This window comes from Candidatus Solirubrobacter pratensis (assembly GCF_000425945.1).
Lineage (GTDB): Bacteria > Actinomycetota > Thermoleophilia > Solirubrobacterales > Solirubrobacteraceae > Solirubrobacter > Solirubrobacter pratensis.
Genome location: NZ_AUEK01000012.1, coordinates 92532 through 112911, shown reverse-complemented (window position 1 = coordinate 112911; position 20380 = coordinate 92532). Strand labels below are relative to the sequence as shown.

At 72.9% G+C, this 20380-nt stretch carries 24 protein-coding genes and 1 pseudogene; 12 read left to right on the top strand and 13 right to left on the bottom strand.

What is annotated here, in order from left to right:
• Positions 1-93: 93 nt before the first annotated feature.
• The 5 genes from H958_RS38630 (at position 94) to H958_RS0119005 (ending at position 5165) form a co-directional block, all read left to right on the top strand.
• Entirely contained in the window at positions 94-1449 is a 1356-nt protein-coding gene (locus H958_RS38630; RefSeq protein WP_051324509.1) for a hypothetical protein, read from the top strand.
• Positions 1430-2728 carry a Mur ligase family protein gene (locus tag H958_RS38625; protein ID WP_051324508.1) on the top strand — a complete coding sequence of 433 codons (1299 nt, stop codon included), beginning with the start codon at positions 1430-1432 and terminating at the stop codon, positions 2726-2728. Before H958_RS38630 ends, H958_RS38625 begins: the two co-directional genes overlap by 20 nt.
• A 545-nt stretch (positions 2729-3273) precedes the next feature.
• Positions 3274-3477: a helix-turn-helix transcriptional regulator gene (locus H958_RS0119015; RefSeq protein WP_028059826.1), complete on the top strand. Its 204-nt coding sequence runs from the start codon at positions 3274-3276 to the stop codon at positions 3475-3477.
• A complete protein-coding gene (locus tag H958_RS0119010; protein WP_028059825.1) occupies positions 3455-3844 on the top strand; it encodes a hypothetical protein in 390 nt (129 codons plus the stop codon). Before H958_RS0119015 ends, H958_RS0119010 begins: the two co-directional genes overlap by 23 nt.
• A gap of 28 nt (positions 3845-3872) precedes the next feature.
• On the top strand, positions 3873-5165 hold the full coding sequence (locus H958_RS0119005; protein ID WP_028059824.1) for a metallophosphoesterase: 1293 nt from the start codon (positions 3873-3875) through the stop codon (positions 5163-5165).
• A 226-nt stretch (positions 5166-5391) separates the two neighbouring features.
• Here H958_RS0119005 and H958_RS38620 read toward each other — a convergent pair whose 3' ends face one another.
• A complete protein-coding gene (locus H958_RS38620) occupies positions 5392-5946 on the bottom strand; it encodes an alpha/beta hydrolase fold domain-containing protein (RefSeq protein WP_051324507.1) in 555 nt (184 codons plus the stop codon).
• Positions 5947-6233: 287 nt separating this feature from the next.
• Here H958_RS38620 and H958_RS0118995 point away from each other — a divergent pair, with 287 nt between their 5' ends.
• The gene (locus H958_RS0118995; RefSeq protein WP_028059823.1) at positions 6234-6731 is read left to right on the top strand and encodes a hypothetical protein; all 498 of its coding nucleotides are present in this window, start codon (positions 6234-6236) and stop codon (positions 6729-6731) included.
• Between the two features lie 42 nt (positions 6732-6773).
• Here the strand turns inward: H958_RS0118995 and H958_RS0118990 are convergent, their stop codons facing one another.
• From H958_RS0118990 to H958_RS48750, 4 genes and pseudogenes are all read right to left on the bottom strand, one after another.
• Complete coding sequence (locus H958_RS0118990) at positions 6774-7454, bottom strand: MOSC domain-containing protein (protein ID WP_051324506.1); 681 nt, start codon at positions 7452-7454, stop codon at positions 6774-6776.
• A gap of 72 nt (positions 7455-7526) precedes the next feature.
• Positions 7527-8258: an MMPL family transporter gene (locus H958_RS47670; RefSeq protein ID WP_231379308.1), complete on the bottom strand. Its 732-nt coding sequence runs from the start codon at positions 8256-8258 to the stop codon at positions 7527-7529.
• Positions 8259-8392: 134 nt separating this feature from the next.
• A pseudogene (locus H958_RS48755) lies at positions 8393-8683 on the bottom strand (MMPL family transporter); the annotation flags it as partial.
• 8 nt (positions 8684-8691) lie between these two features.
• Complete coding sequence (locus tag H958_RS48750; protein ID WP_028059819.1) at positions 8692-9348, bottom strand: MMPL family transporter; 657 nt, start codon at positions 9346-9348, stop codon at positions 8692-8694.
• A 19-nt stretch (positions 9349-9367) separates the two neighbouring features.
• Here H958_RS48750 and H958_RS0118970 point away from each other — a divergent pair, with 19 nt between their 5' ends.
• Together H958_RS0118970 and H958_RS0118965 are read left to right on the top strand one after the other, a co-directional pair.
• Positions 9368-10021: a response regulator gene (locus tag H958_RS0118970; RefSeq protein WP_028059818.1), complete on the top strand. Its 654-nt coding sequence runs from the start codon at positions 9368-9370 to the stop codon at positions 10019-10021.
• 54 nt (positions 10022-10075) lie between these two features.
• Positions 10076-10276 carry a hypothetical protein gene (locus H958_RS0118965; RefSeq protein WP_028059817.1) on the top strand — a complete coding sequence of 67 codons (201 nt, stop codon included), beginning with the start codon at positions 10076-10078 and terminating at the stop codon, positions 10274-10276.
• A gap of 64 nt (positions 10277-10340) precedes the next feature.
• Here the strand turns inward: H958_RS0118965 and H958_RS38615 are convergent, their stop codons facing one another.
• The 3 genes from H958_RS38615 to H958_RS0118950 all read right to left on the bottom strand — a co-directional run bounded on the left by H958_RS38615 (position 10341) and on the right by H958_RS0118950 (position 13828).
• The gene (locus H958_RS38615) at positions 10341-12425 is read right to left on the bottom strand and encodes an FUSC family protein (protein WP_196807432.1); all 2085 of its coding nucleotides are present in this window, start codon (positions 12423-12425) and stop codon (positions 10341-10343) included.
• A 102-nt stretch (positions 12426-12527) separates the two neighbouring features.
• Positions 12528-13445 (bottom strand): alpha/beta fold hydrolase, encoded by a 918-nt coding sequence (locus tag H958_RS38610; protein ID WP_051324505.1) that lies wholly within the window; start codon positions 13443-13445, stop codon positions 12528-12530.
• Positions 13442-13828, bottom strand: a complete 387-nt coding sequence (locus H958_RS0118950; protein WP_028059816.1) for a hypothetical protein — start codon at positions 13826-13828, stop codon at positions 13442-13444. Before H958_RS0118950 ends, H958_RS38610 begins: the two co-directional genes overlap by 4 nt.
• 137 nt (positions 13829-13965) lie before the next feature.
• Here H958_RS0118950 and H958_RS38605 point away from each other — a divergent pair, with 137 nt between their 5' ends.
• The 3 genes from H958_RS38605 (at position 13966) to H958_RS0118935 (ending at position 15705) form a co-directional block, all read left to right on the top strand.
• Positions 13966-14994, top strand: a complete 1029-nt coding sequence (locus H958_RS38605) for a LysR family transcriptional regulator (RefSeq protein WP_081686044.1) — start codon at positions 13966-13968, stop codon at positions 14992-14994.
• 61 nt (positions 14995-15055) lie between these two features.
• Positions 15056-15424, top strand: a complete 369-nt coding sequence (locus tag H958_RS0118940; protein ID WP_156028066.1) for a hypothetical protein — start codon at positions 15056-15058, stop codon at positions 15422-15424.
• Positions 15424-15705: a hypothetical protein gene (locus H958_RS0118935; protein ID WP_028059814.1), complete on the top strand. Its 282-nt coding sequence runs from the start codon at positions 15424-15426 to the stop codon at positions 15703-15705. The genes H958_RS0118940 and H958_RS0118935 overlap by 1 nt, the downstream gene beginning before the upstream one ends.
• A gap of 374 nt (positions 15706-16079) precedes the next feature.
• Here H958_RS0118935 and poxB read toward each other — a convergent pair whose 3' ends face one another.
• A complete protein-coding gene (gene poxB / locus H958_RS0118930) occupies positions 16080-17825 on the bottom strand; it encodes a ubiquinone-dependent pyruvate dehydrogenase (protein WP_028059813.1) in 1746 nt (581 codons plus the stop codon).
• 95 nt (positions 17826-17920) lie between these two features.
• On the opposite strand from poxB, the gene H958_RS43640 reads away from it, so the two are divergent.
• Positions 17921-18577, top strand: coding sequence for a pentapeptide repeat-containing protein (locus H958_RS43640; protein WP_051324504.1), 657 nt, complete (start codon positions 17921-17923; stop codon positions 18575-18577).
• On the opposite strand, the gene H958_RS0118920 is transcribed toward H958_RS43640, so the two are convergent.
• From H958_RS0118920 to H958_RS0118905, 4 genes are all read right to left on the bottom strand, one after another.
• Complete coding sequence (locus tag H958_RS0118920) at positions 18574-18870, bottom strand: hypothetical protein (RefSeq protein WP_028059812.1); 297 nt, start codon at positions 18868-18870, stop codon at positions 18574-18576. The two genes, H958_RS43640 and H958_RS0118920, sit on opposite strands and share 4 nt — an antisense overlap.
• A 232-nt stretch (positions 18871-19102) precedes the next feature.
• Entirely contained in the window at positions 19103-19243 is a 141-nt protein-coding gene (locus H958_RS46440; protein WP_156028064.1) for a hypothetical protein, read from the bottom strand.
• Between the two features lie 91 nt (positions 19244-19334).
• On the bottom strand, positions 19335-19802 hold the full coding sequence (locus H958_RS43635; RefSeq protein ID WP_051324503.1) for an antibiotic biosynthesis monooxygenase family protein: 468 nt from the start codon (positions 19800-19802) through the stop codon (positions 19335-19337).
• 47 nt (positions 19803-19849) lie between these two features.
• Complete coding sequence (locus tag H958_RS0118905; RefSeq protein WP_156028063.1) at positions 19850-20368, bottom strand: hypothetical protein; 519 nt, start codon at positions 20366-20368, stop codon at positions 19850-19852.
• Positions 20369-20380 lie beyond the last annotated feature (12 nt).

Below are 20380 nucleotides of genomic sequence, written 5' to 3'. Positions count from 1 at the left end.
CGGCCGCAGCCGCCGGCGCGCCCGCATCGCGGCATAGGTGGACGTCCTCGACTGGGCGGCGCTCGCGCTCACGGGGACGTCTACCCTCAGCGCGTGGCCGAACCGGCACAGGTCCTCGACGGCGCGCGCTTCGATCCCGCGGCGTACTCGGTGTTCCGCTTCACCGGGCGCTCGCTGGACCCGTCGGGCGCGGTGAGCCTGCGCTACGCCCTCGACGACGAGATCGAGTTCGAGGAGCGCTTCGAGCTGCCGCCGGTTCCGGGGGCCGACCTCGACGCCGTCGAGCCGCTGCTCGCGCTGCTGCACTGGACGGCTGGGGTGAGCTACTACAAGACGGCCGCGCCCGCGCGGGTCGCGCTGGAGACCGGGGCGCCGGGCCCGGCGACGAGCGCGCTGCTGGAGGCGCTGTACTCCGAAGGGCTCGGCGAGTTCGCCGCGACGAACCGGATTCCGCTGCCGCGGCCGGCGTTTGCGGCTGGGGACGCGCAGCGGGCGGAGGCGGGGGAGTCCGCGCTGCGGCGCGTGCTCGTGCCGGTCGGTGGCGGCAAGGACTCGGCGGTGGCGCTGGAGATCGTGCGGCGCTCGGGACTCGACACGGCGCTGGTCTCGGTGGGGAACGCCAAGCCGATCGAGCGGACCGTCGAGGTCGCGGGCCTGCCGCGGCTGCTCGTCCGGCGGCACCTGGACCCGGGGATCGGCGCGCTCAACGCCCGCGGTGCGCTGAACGGGCACGTGCCCGTGACGGCGATCGTCTCGTCGGTCGCATTGCTCACGGCCGCGCTGCACGGCTATGACGCCGTCGCGCTGGCCAACGAGCGCTCGGCCTCCGCCGGCAACACGACATGGGACGGCGTCGAGGTCAACCACCAGTTCAGCAAGGGGCTGCGGGCCGAGCGGCTGCTGCGCGCGGCGGCGGCCGAGGCGGCGGGCGTGCGGATCTTCTCCGTGCTGCGGCCGGCGGCGGAGCTCGCGATCGCGCGCGCGTTCGCGCGGCTGCCCGAGTACCACCCGGCGTTCACGAGCTGCAACCGCATCTTCCGGCTCGATCCCGCGCTGCGAGCCTCGTCGTGGTGCTGCGACTGCGACAAGTGCCGCTTCGTCTTCCTCATCCTCGCGCCGTTCATGGAGCCGGCGGCACTGGAGCGCATCTTCGGCAAGGCGATGCTCGAGGACGAGGCGCAATACACGGGCTTCGCGCTGCTGACGGCGACCGGCGGGCACAAGCCGTTCGAGTGCGTGGGTGAGGTGGAGGAGAGCGTCGCGGCGATCCGGATGCTGGCGGCCGATCCGCGCTGGCGCTCGCAGCGCGTCGTGCGCCGGCTCGTGGACGAGGTGCTGCCGCTGTTCGGCGACGCGGACGGGCTCCCCGCGCCCGTGCTGGCGCTCTCGGACGATCATGAAGTGCCGCGCGAGCTCCTCGGCCAGGTGGATGCGCTTCTCGGAGCTTGACGGGCGGACCGTCGGCGTCTGGGGCGCCGGGCGCGAGATCCGCTCGTTCGCCCGCCATCTGCGCGAGCGCCTGCCGGCGGCGCGGCTGGCCGTCGTGGTGATGGACGGGGCAGGGGATGCGGACCTCGGCGCGCCGGTGGTCGGCGCGCGCGACGCGGTCGAGGCGCTGCGCGGCTGCGACGCGGTCGTGCGCTCGCCGGGCGTGTCGGTGTACCGGCCGGAGCTGCAGGAGCTGCTCGGTCTGGGCGTGCCGGTGACGACGGCGACCGGGCTGTGGCTGGCCGAGCGCGGCGGCGCGCGGGTGGTCGGCGTCACCGGCACCAAGGGCAAGAGCACGACCGCGACGCTGATCGCGCACCTCGCGCGCGCCGCGGGGGAGGCGGTGGAGCTGGCCGGCAACATCGGCCGGCCGGCGCTCGACCTGATCGACGCCCCGCCGTCCCAGTGGGCGGTCGTCGAGCTCTCCAGCTACCAGATCGCCGATCTCGTGGCAGGGCCCGAGGTCGCCGTGCTCACGAACCTCTATCGGGAGCACGCCGACTGGCACGGCTCCGAGGAGGCCTACCGGCGCGACAAGCTGCGGCTGCTCGGGCTCCCAGGCGTGAAGGCGTGCGCGGCGCTCGCGGGCCTTGCGCTGGATGGGTGCGCGAGCTTCGGAGCGCCCGGCGGTTGGCATGTCGTCGACGGCGCGGTGGCCGACGGCTCGGGCCTCGTCCGCGCGGCCGCGGGCGAGCTGCCGCTGCGAGGCGAGCACAACGCGCTCAACGTGTGCGCGGCGCTGGCGGCGCTGGACGCCGCGCAGATCGCGGTGCCGCCGCTCCCCGGTGCGCTGGAGGGCCTCGAGGCCCTGCCGCACCGGCTGCAGACGGTGGCCAGCGCGGACGGCGTCGACTGGATCGACGACAGCATCTCGACCACGCCGGAATCCGCGCTCGCGGCGCTCGCCGCGTTCGCGGGGCGCGACGTGATCCTGATCGCCGGCGGCTCCGACCGCGGGCAGGACTACGCGGTGCTGGGGGAGGTGGCGGCCGGGCGCGGCGCGACGGTGCTGGGATTGCCCGCGACGGGCGCCCGGTTGGTGGCGGCGGCGAGAGCGGCGGGGGCGCCGGCCGAGCTCGCCTTCGAGGTGCCCGGGATGGAGTCCGCGGTGGCCGAGGCGGCGCGGCGGGCGCAGTCCGGGACGGTCATCCTGCTCTCGCCCGCGGCGCCCAGCTTCACCGCGTACCGCGACTTCGAGGAGCGCGGCGATCACTTCGCCACGCTCGCGCGTGGCGTCTAGCCCGGCGAGTGCCGCCGCGGCGATCGTCAGGGCCGCCGTCGCGTTGCAAGCGTGTGACGGGTGCGGGCGTCGCTTCGCTTCTCGGACCTGCGCTGGTAAGGGAGCGGGTCACGTTGGCTGCGTGGTTCGCGAGGTGTTTGAGCCGTGCGCGCCGGTGTCTGTCGCGGCTCGGCGGCTGACGGTCACGATCGATCATCGCGGTGGCGTTTTCGCGCACGATCGATCATGTCCGCGCGGGGGATTGGAGGGGTGCCTCACGAACCTTCGAATAGTTCGAAGGTTTGTGAGGCACCCCCAGCGCCGGGGCTCAAACCGATCACCGGCCCCGCGAACCGCGCAGGCAACCTGAGTCACTCCCTTGCCAGCGCAGTTCGCCGGACCTGCCGAGGCGCGGCGATGCGCCGCAACGCGAACCGCGTGGCCCCGGCCCCCGTCCACTGCGGCCGGCGAACGTCGAAGTGAGAGACCGAGCGGCCGATGTCCGCGACAGCCGATGGATAGCTTGCTTGACATCTCCGCTCCTGACAAGTTAGCTTTACATCACGATGCGCAACGAGATCCGCGTCCTCCGCACCGCCAGCCAGCTCTCACAGCTGCAGCTCGCGGAGGCGATGGACGTCTCGCGCCAGACGATCAACTCGATCGAGAAGGAGCGCTACACCCCCTCGCTCCCGCTGGCCATGGCCCTTGCGCGCTACTTCGAGAAGACCGTGGAAGAGGTGTTCCATGCCGATCCGGATCATGCGTAACCGCTGGTTCATGCCCGCCTTCTGGGTGTTCCTAGGCGCGCTGATGCTTGCCGCGTTCGCGATCGGCGACAACGCCGGCGACGGCGTGATCTCATTCGGGGTCATGGCGCTGGTGGGCGCGTTGTTCCTGTTGGGGCGGCGGTCGGAGACGCTGCAGGGCCTCGGTGGTCCAGCACGAGACGAGCGCTGGACGCTGATCGACATCCACGCCACTGCGCTTGCCGGGCTGGTGCTGATCCTCGTCGTGATCGGTGCCTGGCTCTACGAGATCGCCAGCGGACGCGATGGCAGCCCCTACGGAGCGCTCGGGGCGATCGCGGGCGTGACCTACATCGGCGCCGTGGCGCTGCTGCGCCGGCGCTCGTGACCGTCGCGCTCGGCCGTGGAGGACGCGCGTGAACGCTGAGCTCCCGCCCAAGCTTCCGGGGACGGTCCTGCGGATCCTCGGGACGTCGGACCTCGGCGCGACGAGCGTCCCGTTGCGGACCTCGTATGGCGAGAGCGGCACGGTCGCCGGCATCGAGTCGCTCCTCGACGACGACACCATCTGGCTCGACCTCGGCGACCTGGTGGTCGGCAACCCGTCGTATCCGCTGCTGCGCGAGCGGCCGTGGGCCGACGTCGAGCGGCTGCCGATCGCGGCCGCCGCTGCCGGCAACCACGACTTCGACGACGGGCGTGAGGCGCTGCCGCGGCTGCCGTTCCCGCACTTGTGCGCGAACGCCGACGTCGGCCTCGACGCGACCGCCATGGTCGGCGATCTCGGGGTGATCGGGCTCACGCACTCCCAGGTCCACTGCTTGGCGCAGGCCCCGGAGCCGTATCCGGACTGGCAGGATCGCGTCGTCGAGCATGCTCGCGCGCTGCGCCGCGACGGCGCCCGCTGGGTCGTCGCGCTCGTGCACGAGGGAGCGACGTGGTGGCCCGACGGCGAGGGCATCGCGACGCGCACCGGTCGCCTGGAAGCCATCGCGCGGCCGTGGGCGCAAGCGGTCGATCTGATCCTCGGTGGTCACGACTTCGGTGCCTGGAGCGGCCGGCTCGCGGGCACGCCCGCGGCCGAGCCGCACCTGTTCGCCAGTTCGGTCGCCGTCGTCGACCTCGCGCCGCAGCCCGTCGTGCGAGGCGTGTTCCGCGTCCCGCCGGTGCGCGGCGCGGCCACCACCGCCACGAAGGCGATCGACGCGGCGGCCGCGCGCGTCGTGGGTCAGACGGACGCGGGCTGGCTCACCCGCACGGCGGCCGAGCACTACCTGCCCGATCTGCTGGCGCGCGCCTTCGCCGCCGCGAGCGGCGCCGAGGCGGGCTTCGCGCCTCCGAACCACCACGGGATCCAAGCCCCCTTCGACGGCGCGATCGCCGCGCTCGGACCCGGCCCGGTGACCGAGCTCGACGTCGTGCGGCTGTTCGCCGCGCTCGACTACGACCTGGTCGTCGCCGAGCTGCGCCCTGGCGAGCTGCGCCGTGCCGCCGACGCGTTCTGGGCCGCGGCGGACCCGCGCAACCGCGCCGCCGACGCGCTGCACTGGAACTGGTGCCGGATGCCCGCCGGGGTCAGCGGCGACGGCACGTCCGTGGCGATGCTCGCCGCCGTGCTGCCGGGCGTGTGCGAGTGGCTCGGGCACGACGTCGAGGCGTCGCCGGCCGGCATCGACGCGCGAAGCGCGCTGACCTCCGTCCTCGGCTGACCAGCCGGGAGCGGCCGGCGCGGCCAGCGGCTCGCCCCCGGCGTCGACCGCGATCCGGTACGCCGCGTCCACGTCCTCGGCGACGAGCGCGATCTCCGCGTTCGGCGGCGGGAGCCCGCGCGTCTGGCGCGACGATCGCCAAGCCGAGCCTCGGCGCGGGCGGGGCTTGCCACAACGCCCGCGACGGCGAGGATCGCGACGAGCATGGCGGTACGGCGGAGATGAGTCATACGAGCTCCAGGGACGAGGGACTCCTGGATCTACGTGCGCGTCCGAACGAACTCGACCATCCGCTCGCGCGCGTCCGGGCTCCCGGGTGGATCGCCAACTGGGCCGGGCTTCCGGAGGCCTGCCGGCGGGCGGCCATGAACAGCGTGTCGTCGAGCAGTGGATCGAGCGTGCCGCAGCTGAACAGCGCAGGGGGCAGGCCGGTGAGGTCGGCATACAGCGGCGAGACGTCGGGATCGCGATGGCGCTCCTTCGGGGCGTATTGCGCGGCGAAGAACGCGAGATCCGAGGTACCGATCACGATGCGCTGGTCGCCCCACCGTCGCGCATTCGGGGTCATCGAGACGTCGTAGACGCCGTAGGCGAGGTTCGCCGCGATCACCGGCTCGAGCTCCCCGCGGTCGCGGAGCACGAGCAGCACGAGGGCCGCGAGGTGCGCGCCCGCGGACTGACCGCCGACGATCAGCCGCCCCGCTCCGAGCTCGCGCTCGCCATTCGCGGCCAGCCAGCGGATCGCCGCGACGCGATCCCCGCCGCTCGCCCCTCCGCTCACCTTACCCGCCGCCGTTGACGTTCACCGGCGCCAGGACGGCGCACGGCCGCGAGCACGGCGCGATCCCAGTTGACGGCCGGATAGGCGTTACCCGCCGGCGCGCGCGATAACGCGCTGGGCTGGCGCTCGGCAATGCTCGCATGCGAGTCCGGACGCGCCAGTGGCGCGAACCCACGGGTCCGCCCGATGCAAACGTCGGGTGCTCCTGACGACGTCACCGTGTCATTTTCGGCCCCCGCGCACGCGATCGGCGAAAATGTCGCGATTCGAGAAGCGAGGAGGCGCGCATGACGTCGAAGGCGAACTTCACCGACGAGGAGTGGACGCGGCTCAAGCGAGCGCCGTTCGTCGCGGGCATGGCCATTTCGCTCGCCGATCCGGGTGGCCCGATCGAGGCCCTCAAAGAGACATCGGCGACGCTGAAGACGGTGCTCGCGGCCGCCGAGGGTGGGAACCACGGCGAGCTGGTGAGCAGCATTGCGCGCGAGGCCGCGGGCGATGCGCGGCAGCACAAGAACCCACTCGGGGGCTTCAAGCCGTCGAAGGGCGCCACGGCGGGCGTCGAGATCCTGGACGAATTGCGCGACGTCAACCGCATCGTCTCAGAGAAGGCGTCGCCCGAGGACGCCGCGGCCGTCCGCGTGTGGCTGCTCGACACCGCCCAAGCGGCAGCGGACGCCGCGAAAGAGGGCGGCTTCATGGGCTTCCACGCCGAGCGGGTGAGTGAAGGCGAGCAGCGGATGCTCGACAGCCTGGGCGAGGCGCTGGCGGCGCCGCCCGCGTGAGCGCGGCGAGTCGTCCGATGCCGAGTTCCTCGCGAGGCCAGGTCAGGCGAGGTACACCGGGTCGCCGATGCTGATCCGGCCCGGCGTGACGGTCGTGCCGTAGACGCCGAGGCACGTCGAGCGCCGCTGCGCGATGGTTCGCAGCAGGCCAGGCCGACGCTGGGACGACTCCGGATCGACGTCGACCATCACGCAACGCTTGTCGCGCTGGTCGACACGCATCTCGGCCTCGCCCAGGCGCAGCACGCGGCCGATCCAGGCATCCTCTTCGTACGGCTCGTCCCCGGCGTCGACGACCACGTTCGGACGAAACCGCCGCACGTCGGGCGCGACCTCGGCCGCATGTGAGATCGCCCGCACGGTTGCCGCCGAGATCAACGACACCGGCGCGGTGTCGAACACGCCGCGGTTCTGCTTGATGACCCGCACTCCATCGCCGAGCGCGGCGGCCAGCCTCGGGTCGACGACGTCGAAGTCATCGCCTTCCGGGGTCTCGACGATGGTGCGTGAGTCATCCGGCCGCGAGGGATCGGCCAAGCGCGGACGGAACTGGCCCATATCGGCTCGCTCGCGAATCGTCAGCCACGGGAAGTCGCTCCGCTCCAGGCCGGGGCGCACGAACGCCCATCGCCGGTCGCCCTCGAACCCGTGCCAGCCGAGCGCGACCGATTCGAGGCGCTCCGCCGCCATCGACTTGACCGGGTACCGGCACAGTTCGGACACGCGGGCGACTCGCTCGGGTGATGACGACACGCTCCTCCGATCTCATCTGGAGGACGCCTTTGAGCAGCGTCCCTAGGCGCGGCCGCCAAGCCTAGCGGGGTGGTGGCTAGGCGACGTCTGGCTGCGTCTTGCGGGGCGGATCAGGAGCGCGGAGGCCGTCCAGCGCGGCATCCACCAGTTCACCCGGCCGAGCACGCGCATGAGTGCCGGCACGAGCAGGGCGCGGATCACGGTCGCGTCGAGGATGATCCCGGCCGCGAGCCCGATCGCGAGCTCCTTGTTCTCGACGCCGGGGCCCGTGGAGAGGACGAGGAACGCGAACATCAGGATCAGCGCGGCGCTGGTGACCAGCTTGCCGGTGCGGGCCAGGCCGAGCTCGATCGCGCGTTCGGTGGAGCCGGTCTCGTCGTAGGCCTCGCGCATGTGGCTGAGCATGAAGACCTCGTAGTCCATCGAGAGGCCGTACAGGAACGCGAAGATCAGCAGCGGGATCCAGGCGTTGATCGAGTGCGTGGCCTCGATGTCCAGGAGCGACGCGCCGTGGCCGTGCTGGAAGACGAGCACGACGACCCCGAACGCCGCCGCGAGCGAGACGAGGTTCAGCAGCGCCCCCTTGACCGCGAGCACGATCGAGCGGAAGGCGCGAGCGAGCAGGATCAGCGTCAGCCCGATCACGAAGGCGAGCAGGTACGGGGCGTTGCCGTAGACCGCGTGGATGAAGTCGCGGTCGGCGGCGGCGGTCCCGCCGAGCGTCCCGTGCGTGCCCTCGAGCGCGCGGTTGACGGTGTCGACGGTGCGCTGGATGCCGTCCGCCGCCCCGTCGGCAGCCGGGAACGCCTCGACGATCGAGTCGTCGCCGCTGCGCCAGGCGGTCGGCGCCGCCGCTCCCGCGATCCCCGAGAGCTCACCCAGCTTCGCGGGAGCACACGGACGCGGTTGATGCGCTCGCCGAGCACGGCCAGCATGGCCGGGAGCAGCGTGATCGACGCCAGCACCGAGACGGTCGGGATCAGCATCCCGGCGATGCCGATCGAGCGGATGAACGGCAGCGGCAGGAGCACGAGCGACAGCAGCGAGATCGCGACGGTCGACCCCGAGACGATCACCGCGCGGCCGGCGTGGGTCATCGTCTCGACGAGCGCGGTCTCGACGTCCTCGCCCTGGCACAGTTCGGCGCGGAAGCGGAAGATCATCAGCAGCGCGTAGTCGATCGCGATGCCGAGCCCCACGAGCGCGATCAGGAACTGGACGATGATCGACACGTCGCGTACGTCAGCCCCCACACGAGCGTGAACGTGTTCAGGATCGCGGCGATCGCGACCGCGAGCGGGATCAGCACGGCGGGCAGGGTGCCGAAGACGAAGAGCAGGATCACGAGCGCGCCGACCGCGCCGATCACGGACTCGAGCAGCACGCTCGTGCCGCCGGTGTCTCCGTGCTTGCTCGCCTCCGCCAGCGGGTCGCGGCCTGTCACGTGCACGCTTGTCCCGGCCGGCAGTCCGTCGGCCGCCGCGCGTCGTGTCGCCTCGGCGCCGCTCGGCAGGTCGAAGACTGCCTCGCCCGGCGGGTGGATCTCCATGAACGCGGTGTGGCGGTCCTTCGAGACGTAGGCGAGGCTGCCCGTGGTGAAGAACGAGCTCGTCCGCGCGCCCGGGTTCGCCTTCGCCGCCCGCGTCATCGCGTCACGGATCGCCGAGCTGCGGGTCGCATCGCCGGTCGCGCGGAAGACGACGACCACCGGCGGGCGCATGCCCGTGCCGAACTGCTCGAGCGTGCGCTGATTCGCCTCATAGGCCGAATGGCCGGGGATCGAGAAGGACTGGATCCAGCGGTGCGACACCTTTCCGGCGGCGAACCCGCCGAACAAGGTGAGGACGAGCCAGGCGCAGATCACCGGCCAGCGGTGCCGGGCGATGACGTGGGTGCTGGTCGTCGACGACGACGCGCTCGTCCGCGCCGGCCTGTCGATGCTGCTCGCAGGCGCCCCGGAGATCACGATCGTCGGCGAGGTCGCCGACGGCACCGAGGTCGGCCACGCGGTGGCCAAGCAGGAGCCCGATGTCGTCTTGATGGACATCCGGATGCCCGGGATGGACGGCCTCACCGCCACCGAGCTGCTGCGCACCCAGGACGACGCCCCCGAGGTCATCGTCCTCACCACCTTCGAGGCCGGCGACGACGTCGTGCGCGCCCTCCGCGCCGGCGCGAGCGGATTCCTCCTCAAGGACACCCCACCCGCGGACCTCGTCCGCGCCGTCGTCGCGGTCGCCGCCGGCGAGCCGATGCTCTCGCCGGCCGTCACGCGCCGCCTCATCGGCCACGTCACCGGCGACGGCCTCGGCGACCGCCGGCGCCGGGCCCGCGAGCAACTCGACCGCCTCACCGACCGCGAGCGCGAGGTCGCCGTCGCCGTCGGCCTCGGCAAGTCCAACGCCGAGATCAGCCGCGACCTCTATATGAGCGTGGCGACCGTCAAGGCGCACGTCTCACGCATGCTGGAAAAGCTCGAGTTCAACAACCGCGTCCAGATCGCGCTGCTCGCCCACGACGCCGGAGAAGCCGCGTGAAGATCAGCAGCGCGGACGGGTCTCGCCGCGTTGGGTCGTGGCTAGGCTCGGTGGATGGGCGACAACATGCGAGTCGAGCGCGGCTGGATCATCGTCGACGGCACGCGCGCGGACGACGGCCACGTCGTGCTCGGCACGGGCGGCGAGATCCGGCTCAGCCCGTTCGACGCGTTGCAAGACCGCCGCGATCTGCACATCCCTTCGAGCGCGATCCTGAAGGCGTCCGTTCAGCGCTTGGCGTTCTGGCGCCGATAGCGCTCGCTGCACGAGCTGCCGATCGTGCGCGACCCTCGCCGGTCAGCCCACTCGCGAACCCGGTCTAGGCCCCGGACAGCGTCCGCGCCGGGCCGGCGAGCGTCGCCTGCAGCCGGCGCGCCGCGTCGAGGTGGTCGCCGGTCCAGATCAGCCGCACGGCGGTGTCGCCTGCCTCGCCGTCGAGCGCGTCCACGAGACGCCGCTCGGCGAGCTCGTCGCGCGTCACCGGCTCGGGAACCGGCCGGTCGCCGTCGAGGCTCGCCGCGAAGCCGTCGTACCAGACGGCCATGCGCTCGCCGCTCGCCGCCAGCTCGCGGCCCGCCGGATCGGCGGCGCCGTCAGAGCCGCGTTCGCGCCACAGGTCGAGCACCGCGTCGCCCGCGAGCCGCAGGCCGACGACGCCGGTGACGAGGCTCGTGACGTCGGCGAGGGGGAGGGGCTTGGCACCGCGCTCCGCGAGGTAGCTGCGGAACGTGTCGTCGAGGCGGCGCGAGGCGGCCGCGGCGCGCGCCGCCTCGGCGGACGGCGGCGCGCCGCGCAGCGCGCCGAAGCGCACCGCGGCGGCGAGGTAGGCGGCGCTGTCGACGTATGCCGCCGAGAGCGCCCTGCCGAGCGCCGTCGAGGCGCCGCGCGGCCAGAACAGCAGGCCCACGAGCAGGCTCACGGCGCAGCCGAGCAGGACGTCCTCGATCCGCACCAGCCCGACCTCCCAGCCCTGTAGGGCGAGCAGGTTGAAGAGGATCAGCAGCACCAGCGTGAACGCGGCCTGGCCGGCGGCGAAGGAGATCGTCGCGGGCGCCAGCCCGGCGAACAGCACCGCCGGCGGCAGCAGCACCCACAGCAGCGCGGTGTTCGTCCCGATCAGCGAGACGAGCACGGCGCCCACGACGAACCCGGCGAGCGTGCCGAGCACGCCCTGGAGCACGCCCTGGCCGGTGCTGAGCGCGTTCGAGCGCAGCACGGAGAGCGTGCCGAGCACGACCCAGAACGCGTGCTGCACGTTGGAGAGGTCGGCCACCAGCACCGCGAGCCCGAGCGCCACCGCGCCGCGGACGCTGTTCTGCAGCCACAGCGAGCTGCGCTCGACGTGTGCGCCCGCGCGCTCGTGTGCCGCCGACAGCGGGCTCGTCAGCCCGGACGGCCGGCGGCCGAGCAGCTGCTCCAGCCAGCTGCGGCGCTCGGCGGCCGCCGCGAGATCGATGTTGCCGGCGATCTGCGAGACGACGTAGCTGAGCTCGTGCGCCCGGAAGGTCGGGTCCAGCGACGACGGCGCCGGCAGCATCCGCATCGCCTCGCGCTCGAGCTCGGCGAGCCGGGCGCGCAGCTCCTCCAGCGCCCGGTGGAGCCCGTCGGGCGGGAGCGCCGGCGCGTCGAGCAGGTCGGCGCCGCGCTCGAGCACCGCGGCCGCGGCGCCGCAGACGGTCCCGGCGCCGCGCGCCGCCGGCACATCCGCGGGGACGATCGAGTCGAGCCACTTCAGCTCGTCGACCAGCCGCACGACGGAGCGCGCGGCGGTGCTCAGCCCGGTCGGCCGGTACGGCGTCGCGAAGAACACGTCGTGCAGCGCCTTCACCGCCTCGCCGGCCTCGCTCGCGGCGCCGCGCAGGCGCGTCGCCAGCGCGCGGCAGGCCCGGATCGCCGCGCTGCGCACCGGGTCCCGCGCCGGCGCCGGCCACAGCAGAGCGACGGCGAGCAGCGCGCCGCCCGAAGCGAGGCCCCAGCCGGCCAGCCGGTCGGGGATCGACGAAGCCGGCCCCGGCAGCGTGACGGGCAGCGTGAAGGCGACCAGCAGCGAGGTCGTCGCCGCCGCCAGCACCGAGCTCACGACGCCGGCGAACAGCACGCCGAACGCGACGACCGCCATCGCGAGCGCGGCGAGCCACGTCGTCTGCGACGCGAGCGTGCCGAAGCACACGAACACGGCCCCGGTCAGCGCCAGCGCGGCCTGCGCCTGCAGGCGCGAGCGCATCGGCCCGGCGAAGTCGACGAGCAGCAGCATCGCGAACGAGCCGAACGCGGCGAACGTCGCGACGGTCGGGTTGCCGATCACCTGCTTGCCGAGCGCGAACATCGCCGGCATCACGATCGCCGTCCGCGTGGCCCGCCGCAGCGCGGAGAGCATCGGGTCGTGCCGCCGGAGCCAGTTCACTCCCTGCAGGATCACATGGTTCGCGCGCGGGCAGGACGTCGTGCCCGCCGCTGAGGGCAGGGGCGCCGCGCCGGCGGGGAAGGACGCCGGCGCGGCGCGTGCTCACGCCGCCTGGCGGTGGATCTCAGGAGTCCGCCCGTTGCCGGCGTGAGGTGCGGGGAGCCGCGACTCGATCTGCTCGAGTGCCTGCTCGAGGTAACGCTTGAACACCGGATAGTTCTCGCTCATCGGGAAGTGCCCGATGTCCTCCATGACGATGAACTCCGCGCCCCGGATCCGGCTCGCGGTCTCCGCGGTCATCTCCGGCGTCGTCAGGTAGTCGTAGGTGCCCGTCATCATCACGACCGGGCAGCGCTCGCCGTCGATCTCCGACAGGTGCTCGCGCAGGTCGTGGTCGACGGAGTAGAAGTACAGGTCGCCGCGGAAGGCCTCCGAGCCCTGCGTGTAGTAGAACCACGTCTTCCAGCGGTCGCGGTCCGGCGACATCGGCGCCATCAGGTCCCAGGTGCCCGAAGCGCAGACCTGAGCCGCGTTGGCGTCCGGGCGGTGCCACCAGTCGAGGAAGAAGCCGGGCGAGTACGCGGCGGCCTCGACCGGGATCACGGCGGCGAAGCGGTCCGGGTAGCGGTAGGCCAGCTGCAGCGCGACGTTGCCGCCGAACGAGGAGCCCATGAAGATCGGGTCCTCGAGCTCCAGCGCGTCGCACAGCGCGACGATGAACTTCGTGTAGAAGTCCGCCGTCAGCCGGTACTCCTCCTCCCACCAGCGGCGGTCGTTCGGCGGGTCGGACTTGCCATGGCGCGGCAGGTCGTACGCGATCACGCGGTGGTCGGCCGTGATCTCCGGGTCCTCGAGCAGGTCGCGCCACTGGTGGTTGTGGCAGCCGGCCGTGTGCTGACACACCAGCGGCCGGCCCTGCCCGTTCTCGAGATAGAAGACCTTGTACTCGCCGCCGAGGTCGGGATCCTCGACCGAGAACGTGACGTAGTGCCCCGTGACGGGGGAGATCTGAGCGCTCATACGGGGACTCCGGTCTCGCGCAGGAGCTCGACCTGGCGCGTGAAGCAGTTCAGGTTCTGCATCAGCACGAGGAGCTCGCCCTCCATGCTGAGGCCTTCGCGGAAGGAGGCGGCCCAGATGCCGTGGTACATCGGCTTGGGTACGCGCTCGCCCATGCCACGCCACGTCTTCGCCGGAGCGCGCAGCGCGAACTGATAGTCGTCGAGCGGCTGCGGGTCGAGGTTGATCCTCTCGACGCGGCCCTTGTGCATCTCGACGATGACTCGCTGCTCTTGCATGTCGAGCATGTAGGTGCACGAGTACTGCCTGCCGTGCGCGCCGATCAGGGCGTCCTCGTTCGTGGCCTGCCTGAACGACTCTGCCCACGCTTGTGGAGTCGGCATCTCACCTCCTGGTCGAGTGATACTGGCCTAGTACCGACGCTAGGCAGCAGGAGCGTGCGAAACCAATGCAGATGCAGGAGGAATCGATAGGCAGTGCCTATCGATGCACTCATCGTCCGTGACTACGGTAGTGCTACATGGGGTGCGACATCGACCTCAGGCTGCTCCGGTACTTCGTGGCGGTGGCGGAGGAGCTGCACTTCGGCCATGCCGCGATGCGCCTGCACCTCAGCCAGCCCGCGCTGAGCACCCAGATCCACAAGCTCGAGCAGCTCGTCGGCGCGCAGCTGCTGGAGCGCACGAGCCGGCACGTCGAGCTCACCCCGGCGGGCGCCGTGCTGCTGGAGGAGGCCCGCCGCGTGCTGGTCAGCGCCGAGCGCGCGCTCCAAGCGACGCGCGAAGCGGCCCGCGGCGAGCGCGGGCGCTTCCTCGTCGGCTTCGTCGCCAACGCCGCGGCCGAGCTGACGCCGTCGATCCTCGAGGCATTCGAGACGCTTCACCCTCAGGTGCACGTCGAGATGCGCCAGTTCGGGTTCGCCGATCCTTCGTGCGGGCTTGCCGACGGCAAGGTCGACGTCGCGTTCGTGCGGCCACCGCTGCCGGCATCGGAGTGGCTGGCCTCCGAGCCGCTGTTCATCGAGCCGCGCGTGCTCGTCGTCGCCGACCGCTTCCCGGTCGCGGCCCGCAGCGAGGTGGTGACCGAGATGCTCGTGGACGAGCCGTTCGTCGCGCGGCGCGCCCCGGGCTACTGGCGCGACTACTGGCTCGCGGTCGACCAGCGGGACGGGCATCCGGTCAACGTGGGGGCGGAGGCGACGACCGTCGACGAGTGCTTCGAGGCGATCATGCGCGGCCAGGGGATGGCGTTCACGCAGGCGTCGTCGCGGCGCTTCTATGCCCGTCCGGGCCTGGCGTTCGTGCCTGTCGCCGACATTCCGCCGGCGTCGGTCTCGGTCGCGTGGCGGCGCGACGCCTGCACGCCGTTCGTCGCGGAGTTCGTCGCGATCGCGCTGCGGCTCGCGCGCGTGCCCGGCTGTGTGCCGGAATCCAGCCTCTCGACTCCGGTCGTGGTGCCTGAGCTCGCGGTCAAGCGCGCCACCGGCACCCCGTCAGGTCAGATCCAACCGTTCCGCGGAACAGGGGGCCGGGCACGCCGCCGTTCTTAGTGTCTTGGTCAACTACATGACCCAGCGGCCGGGATCGGCCGCCTGCGAAGGAGCCATGCAGATGAACCTGTCCTGCAAGCGCGGTGCGGCCATAGCCGCCGTGCTGACGACGGCGGCGATCGCCGTCCCGGCCGCCGGTGCGCACGCCGCGACCTTTCCCCCGACGCCCACACCCACGGCCGGCTGGAAGCTTCCTGCCGCGACCCTGCCCGCCGGCTGGGCGCCGGGCCTGAGCGCCGCCGGCTGGGCGGGCACGCCTGCGGCCTCGCTGGGCTTCACGGGTCCGACCGTCGGCCAGGTGGCCGCCGTGATCGGCCCGACCATCATCACCACCGCGCCGTCGACGTTCATCAACACCAACAACCAGGTCTCCGCGGGCGGCGCGCTCTCCGGCGGCCAGGTCTCCGGCGCGGCGGGAGGGAACGGCTGATGCGTCGCACGCTCACCCTGACGGCGGCCGCCGGCCTGCTCGCGCTGGCCGCCCCCGCGGCTGCGAGCGCGGCGACCGCGCCGCCCCCGCCGAACGCCGCCCCGGTCCTGATGTCCTTCACTCCGCCGGCCGTCGGGCCGCTCAGCGTGGACATCGGCGCCACGATCATCAACGGCCAGGTGGTCTCCCAGCCGCTGCACGTGCTCGTGCCCGCGACGAAGATCGAAACGTCCACCTGGACGTGGCCGTCGTCGCCGGCGTCCTCGCCCTCGGAACCCTGAGTCCTCCCGCCGCCTCCGTCGCGATCGACCGCCTCCGCGCGGTGGTGCCAGGGGGTGACCTAAGGAACGTCGCGCACCCCCGGCACGCGGTGATCGTCGGGGGCACGCGGCTCGCCCTCGCTCCCCTTACCTGCCGCCGTTGACGTTCACCGGCGCCAGCACGGCGCGACGGCCGCGAGCACGCCGTGATCCCAGCCGCGACGCGATCTCCGCGCGCGGCCCGTCTCTCCCGGCGAACGTCAACTGCGCGTCAGGGGGCGAGACCGATCGCGCGCGATCGCCGCGAACCGGCTTCTCGGTCCACGCGGGCGGAGACGGCAAAGGCAACAGGGCGGGGCGAGGTCGCGGCGAGGGTCGTCCATCGTGTCGACCGCTCACAGCCCCTCCAGCTCGAGCTGGCGGACGTTGGTCCTGGCGAGCTCGACGAGCTGGTCGCCGCGGCCGGAGAGGACGCTGCGCGTCGCCCACAGCGCGAAGCCGCCGGCCTGCTTGAACGTGATCTTCGGGGGCAGCGAGAGCTCGTGGCGGGCGGTGAGGACGTCGACGACGGCGGGTCCCTGGTGGTCGAGCGCGGCGCGCAGCCCGTCCTCGAGCTCCTCCGGGCGCTCGACGCGCACGCCGTAGAGGCCGAGCGAGCGGGCCACCGAGGAGAAGTCGGGGTTCTCGAGCCCGGTGCCGAAGTTCACGATCCCCGCCGCCTTCATCTCGAGCTCGACGAAGGCGAGCGCGGAGTTGTCGAAGACGACGACCTTGACCGGCAGCCGCAGCTGGCGGAGCGTGATCAGCTCGCCGAGCAGCATCGCGAGCCCGCCGTCGCCGGAGAGCGTGATCACCTGGCGGCCGGGGTGGCTCGCCTGCACGCCGATCGCCTGCGGCAGCGCATTGGCCATGGTGCCGTGGGCGAAGGAGCCGATCAGCCGCCGCCTGCCGTTCATGCGCAGGTGGCGCGCGGCCCACACGACCGGCGTCCCGACGTCGGCGAGGAACGCGGCGTCCTCGGTCGCGAGCCGGTCGATCGCCGCCGCGACGGACTGCGGGTGGATGCGGGCGCCGCTCGCGCTCTCCTCGGCCAGCGCTCCGAGGCGCCTGCGGGTCCGGCGGTAGTGGGCGAGCATCCGCTGCAGGTGAGCGTCGTCGCGATCGGGGCGCAGGAGCGAGACGAGCGCCGAGGCGGTGTCCCTGACGGTGCCGACGAGCGGGACGTCGACATGCGCGCGGCGGCCGATCTGCTCGCCGCGGACGTCGACCTGGACGATCGGGACGTTGTCGGGATAGAACTCGCGGTAGGGCAGGTCGGCGCCGAGGATCAGCAGCGCGTCGCAGTGCTCCATCGCGCGGTAGCCCGAGGCGAAGCCGAGCAGCCCCGTCATCCCGACGTCGTAGGGGTTGTCGTACTCGACGACCTCCTTGCCGCGCAGCGTGTGCACGATCGGCGCCTTGAGCGCGCGGGCGAGCCCGATCAGCTCCGCGTGCGCGCCCTGGCAGCCCGCGCCGGCGAGGATCGTCGGGCGCTCGGCGCGGTCGAGCAGCGCGGCGGCCTTCGCGAGATCGCCGTCGGCGGGCCGGGCGACGGTCTGCGTGCGCATGATCGGCTGCGGCGGCCTGGAGTTGCTCGTCGCCTGGGCCAGGAAGACCTCGCCGGGGATGACGAGCACGGCGACGCCGCGGCGCTCGATCGCCGTCCGGATCGCGATCTCGAGCAGGCGCGGGAGCTGCGCGGGGACGCTCACCAGCTCGCTGAACAGGCTGCACTCCCGGAACAGCTCCTGTGGGTGCGTCTCCTGGAAGTAGCCGCCGCCGATCTCCTCGCGCGGGATGTGCGCCGCGATCGCGAGGACCGGGACGCGGCTGCGGTTGGCGTCGTAGAGGCCGTTGATCAGGTGCAGGTTGCCCGGGCCGCAGCTGGCGGCGCAGACGGCGAGCTCGCCGGTCGCGGCGGCCTCTCCGCCGGCCGCGAACGCCGCCGCCTCCTCGTGGCGGACGTGCTCCCACGTGAGGCCGCCGTCGCGGCGGATCGCGTCGGTGAGGCCGTTGAGCGAGTCGCCGGGCAAGCCGTAGACGCGCCGGACGCCCGATGCCTTGAGCACGCCGGCGACCTGATCGGCGACGGTGGTCGGCATGCCCTGAACGCTACGGGCGGGCGGCCGTGCCGCGGTAGCTGTGGGCGGGGGATGGGCCCGAACGCGCCGGGGCGGCGGGAGCTAGGCTGCCCGCCGTGAAGGCCTGGGCGGGCACGCCGGCGGCGCCGGACGTCGTGGACGAGGAGCTCGACGCGTGGGTCGCCGAGCCGCTCGCGACCGGCTTCGCGATCGCCGACGCGCACGTCGCGCACGCCGACCTGGCGGGAGCGCGGGCGGCGGGCGGCTCGATCGCGCGCTCGCGCGTGAGCTCGGTGAGCCTCGCGTCCTCGCGGCTGCGCTCGCTGTCGCTCGTCGACGTCGTGGTCGGCGACTGCGACGCGTCGAACGCGGACTGGACCGGCGGACGTCTGAAGCGGGTCGTCTTCGAGCGCTGCCGGCTCACCGGCGCGGCGCTCACGGAGGTCGAGGCCGAGGAGGTCGTCTTCCGCGACTGCCGCCTCGATCTCGCGACCTTCCGCGCCGCCCGGATCGTGCGCGCCGTGTTCGAGCGCTGCCGGCTCGACGAGGCGGACCTGTACGCCGCCGCGCTTCAGCAGGTCCGGTTCACCGACTGCCGCCTGCACCGCGTCGACGTCGACCAGGCGCGGCTCGCGAGCGTCGACCTCCGCGGCTCGGACCTCGACGACCCGCGCGGCGACCTGCGCGCGCTGCGCGGCGCGATCATCGACTCCGTCCAGCTCGCCGGCCTCGCGCCGCTGCTGGCCGAGCGGCTCGGGATCGAGGTCGGCTAGCGGCGGTCCGAGAGCGCGAAGGCGGCGGCCGCGCTCGCGCCGGAGACGGCGAGGACGGACGGCCAGGCGCCGATCCGCTTCGCGAGCGGGTGCGAGGCGCCGAAGCCGCCGAGATAGAGCGCGAGCAGCGCGGCGGCGGTTGGCGTGCCGGCCACGCGCCGCCACTCGCGCGCGCAGACGGCGCCGCCCGCGGCGAGCACCGCGCCGCCGAGCGGCCGGACGCCGGTCTCGCGCGCCACGAGGTAGCCGCCGATCAGCGAGCCGGCGGCGATCGGCGCGGTGGGAATTGACATGCTCCCGAGCCTAGCCCGGCCTCGGCGACCGCGGCGGCCATCGCCGCGTCGCGATCCCCGTACCCCTCGACCCCGATCGCGCGAGCTCGCGCGCTCCCGCCGACCAGCGCAGCGGGACGCCGTCGGCGGGATGGCGATCGGCGGCGGCGAGAAACGCGTCGGCTGCGTGGACCGCCGGAGACACCTGCGCAGCCTAGAGGCGCCCCCCGGCCGCTCGCCTACGTCGCGCGGGTCAGTACCACTTCCCGCGTGCGAAGCCCCCGAACGCGACCAGGCCGATCAGCGTGACGATCAGGCCGATCCAGAAGCTCCAGAAGATCATCAGGACGATGCCGATGATCACGATGATCCCGCCAAGCGAGATGCCGCCCATAGGACACACTCCTCACTAACGTCTTGCGGGTCACGGGCGGACCCGCTCCTCTTTAGGGTAGTCGGGCCTCGCCGGTTGATGACGCGAGGGTTCAGACGACCAGGTAGAGCGCGGGATGCGAGTCAAACGGGATGTTCGCTTCGACCGTCCGCAGCGCGCGGGCGAACATCAGCGGGCTCGACCAGCGGGCGACGTTGACGAAGCGCAGCTCGGCCGCGTCGTCGCGGTGCAGCCGCGTGCCGAGGTAGCCGCGCTGGGTTGAGAGCGCCTCGCGGATCGCGTGCCAGCCGGCGAGGAACGCATCGTCGCCCCCGGCCGGGACGTCGAACGGGTTGATCAGCGTCACACCCTCGCGGCCGTCCGGCGAGCCGTCGGCGTGCACGACCTCGTACTCGCCGGAGTGGGCCGGGAACGCGCTCGCCACGGGAGCGTCCGTCAACGCCGCGAAGCGGAACGCGACATCGTCGCGCAGCGCGCGGAACAGCACGCCGGCGTCCGGGCGCCGCGCGAGGAACCGCTCGTCGTCGCCGCGGGCGACCTCGAACAGCGTGATCCGCACGGCACGACCGTACCGCGGCGACGGCGGCCGCGTCCCGGGCAGCTGCGCTACCCGTCCGCAGCCTCGCGCGCGGCGCGCGCGAACAGCTGCGAGGCGCGCGTGAGCGAGCCCTGGTAGGCCCAGCCGATCTCCGGCTCGGCGGCGCCCGGATCGAGCCGCATCTCGGCGATGAACGCGTAGTCGCCGAGCTCGAACGCGCCGAAGCGCTCGACCGCGTCGTCGATCCAGTGCTCGACGAACCCGTCGACATGCTCCTTGAGCACCTCCGCGGGGTCGGGCTCCGTGTCCTCGGGATACGCGAAGGCGAAGTCGAGCACGGCGTCGGCCTCCTCCGCCGCGGCGACGACCGCGCGCACCGGCTCGCTCTCCTGCCCGCGCTGCGGCAGCGAGTCGTACGACTGCAGCCATTCGATCGCCAGCAACTCGAGGTCCTGCTCCCCGGCGTGCAGCGCAAGCGCGGCAACGGCGCCGACCACGCCCTCCGCCCGTGCGGCGCCGTAGACGAAGGCGCCGCCCGTCCCGTCCAGCCGGCGCACGTGGAGCAGGGCCACCCAGATGTCGTTCACGCAGCGCAGCTT

Coding starts and splice junctions, on each gene's coding strand:
- H958_RS38625 (WP_051324508.1), top strand. CDS start 1,430: ATGCGCTTCTCGGAGCTTGACGGGCGGACCGTCGGCGTCTGGGGCGCC.
- H958_RS0119015 (WP_028059826.1), top strand. CDS start 3,274: ATGCGCAACGAGATCCGCGTCCTCCGCACCGCCAGCCAGCTCTCACAG.
- H958_RS0119010 (WP_028059825.1), top strand. CDS start 3,455: ATGCCGATCCGGATCATGCGTAACCGCTGGTTCATGCCCGCCTTCTGG.
- H958_RS0118995 (WP_028059823.1), top strand. CDS start 6,234: ATGACGTCGAAGGCGAACTTCACCGACGAGGAGTGGACGCGGCTCAAG.
- H958_RS0118970 (WP_028059818.1), top strand. CDS start 9,368: ATGACGTGGGTGCTGGTCGTCGACGACGACGCGCTCGTCCGCGCCGGC.
- H958_RS0118965 (WP_028059817.1), top strand. CDS start 10,076: ATGGGCGACAACATGCGAGTCGAGCGCGGCTGGATCATCGTCGACGGC.
- H958_RS38610 (WP_051324505.1), bottom strand. CDS start 13,445: ATGAGCGCTCAGATCTCCCCCGTCACGGGGCACTACGTCACGTTCTCG.
- H958_RS0118950 (WP_028059816.1), bottom strand. CDS start 13,828: ATGCCGACTCCACAAGCGTGGGCAGAGTCGTTCAGGCAGGCCACGAAC.
- H958_RS38605 (WP_081686044.1), top strand. CDS start 13,966: ATGGGGTGCGACATCGACCTCAGGCTGCTCCGGTACTTCGTGGCGGTG.
- H958_RS0118940 (WP_156028066.1), top strand. CDS start 15,056: ATGAACCTGTCCTGCAAGCGCGGTGCGGCCATAGCCGCCGTGCTGACG.
- H958_RS0118935 (WP_028059814.1), top strand. CDS start 15,424: ATGCGTCGCACGCTCACCCTGACGGCGGCCGCCGGCCTGCTCGCGCTG.
- poxB (WP_028059813.1), bottom strand. CDS start 17,825: ATGCCGACCACCGTCGCCGATCAGGTCGCCGGCGTGCTCAAGGCATCG.
- H958_RS0118920 (WP_028059812.1), bottom strand. CDS start 18,870: ATGTCAATTCCCACCGCGCCGATCGCCGCCGGCTCGCTGATCGGCGGC.
- H958_RS46440 (WP_156028064.1), bottom strand. CDS start 19,243: ATGGGCGGCATCTCGCTTGGCGGGATCATCGTGATCATCGGCATCGTC.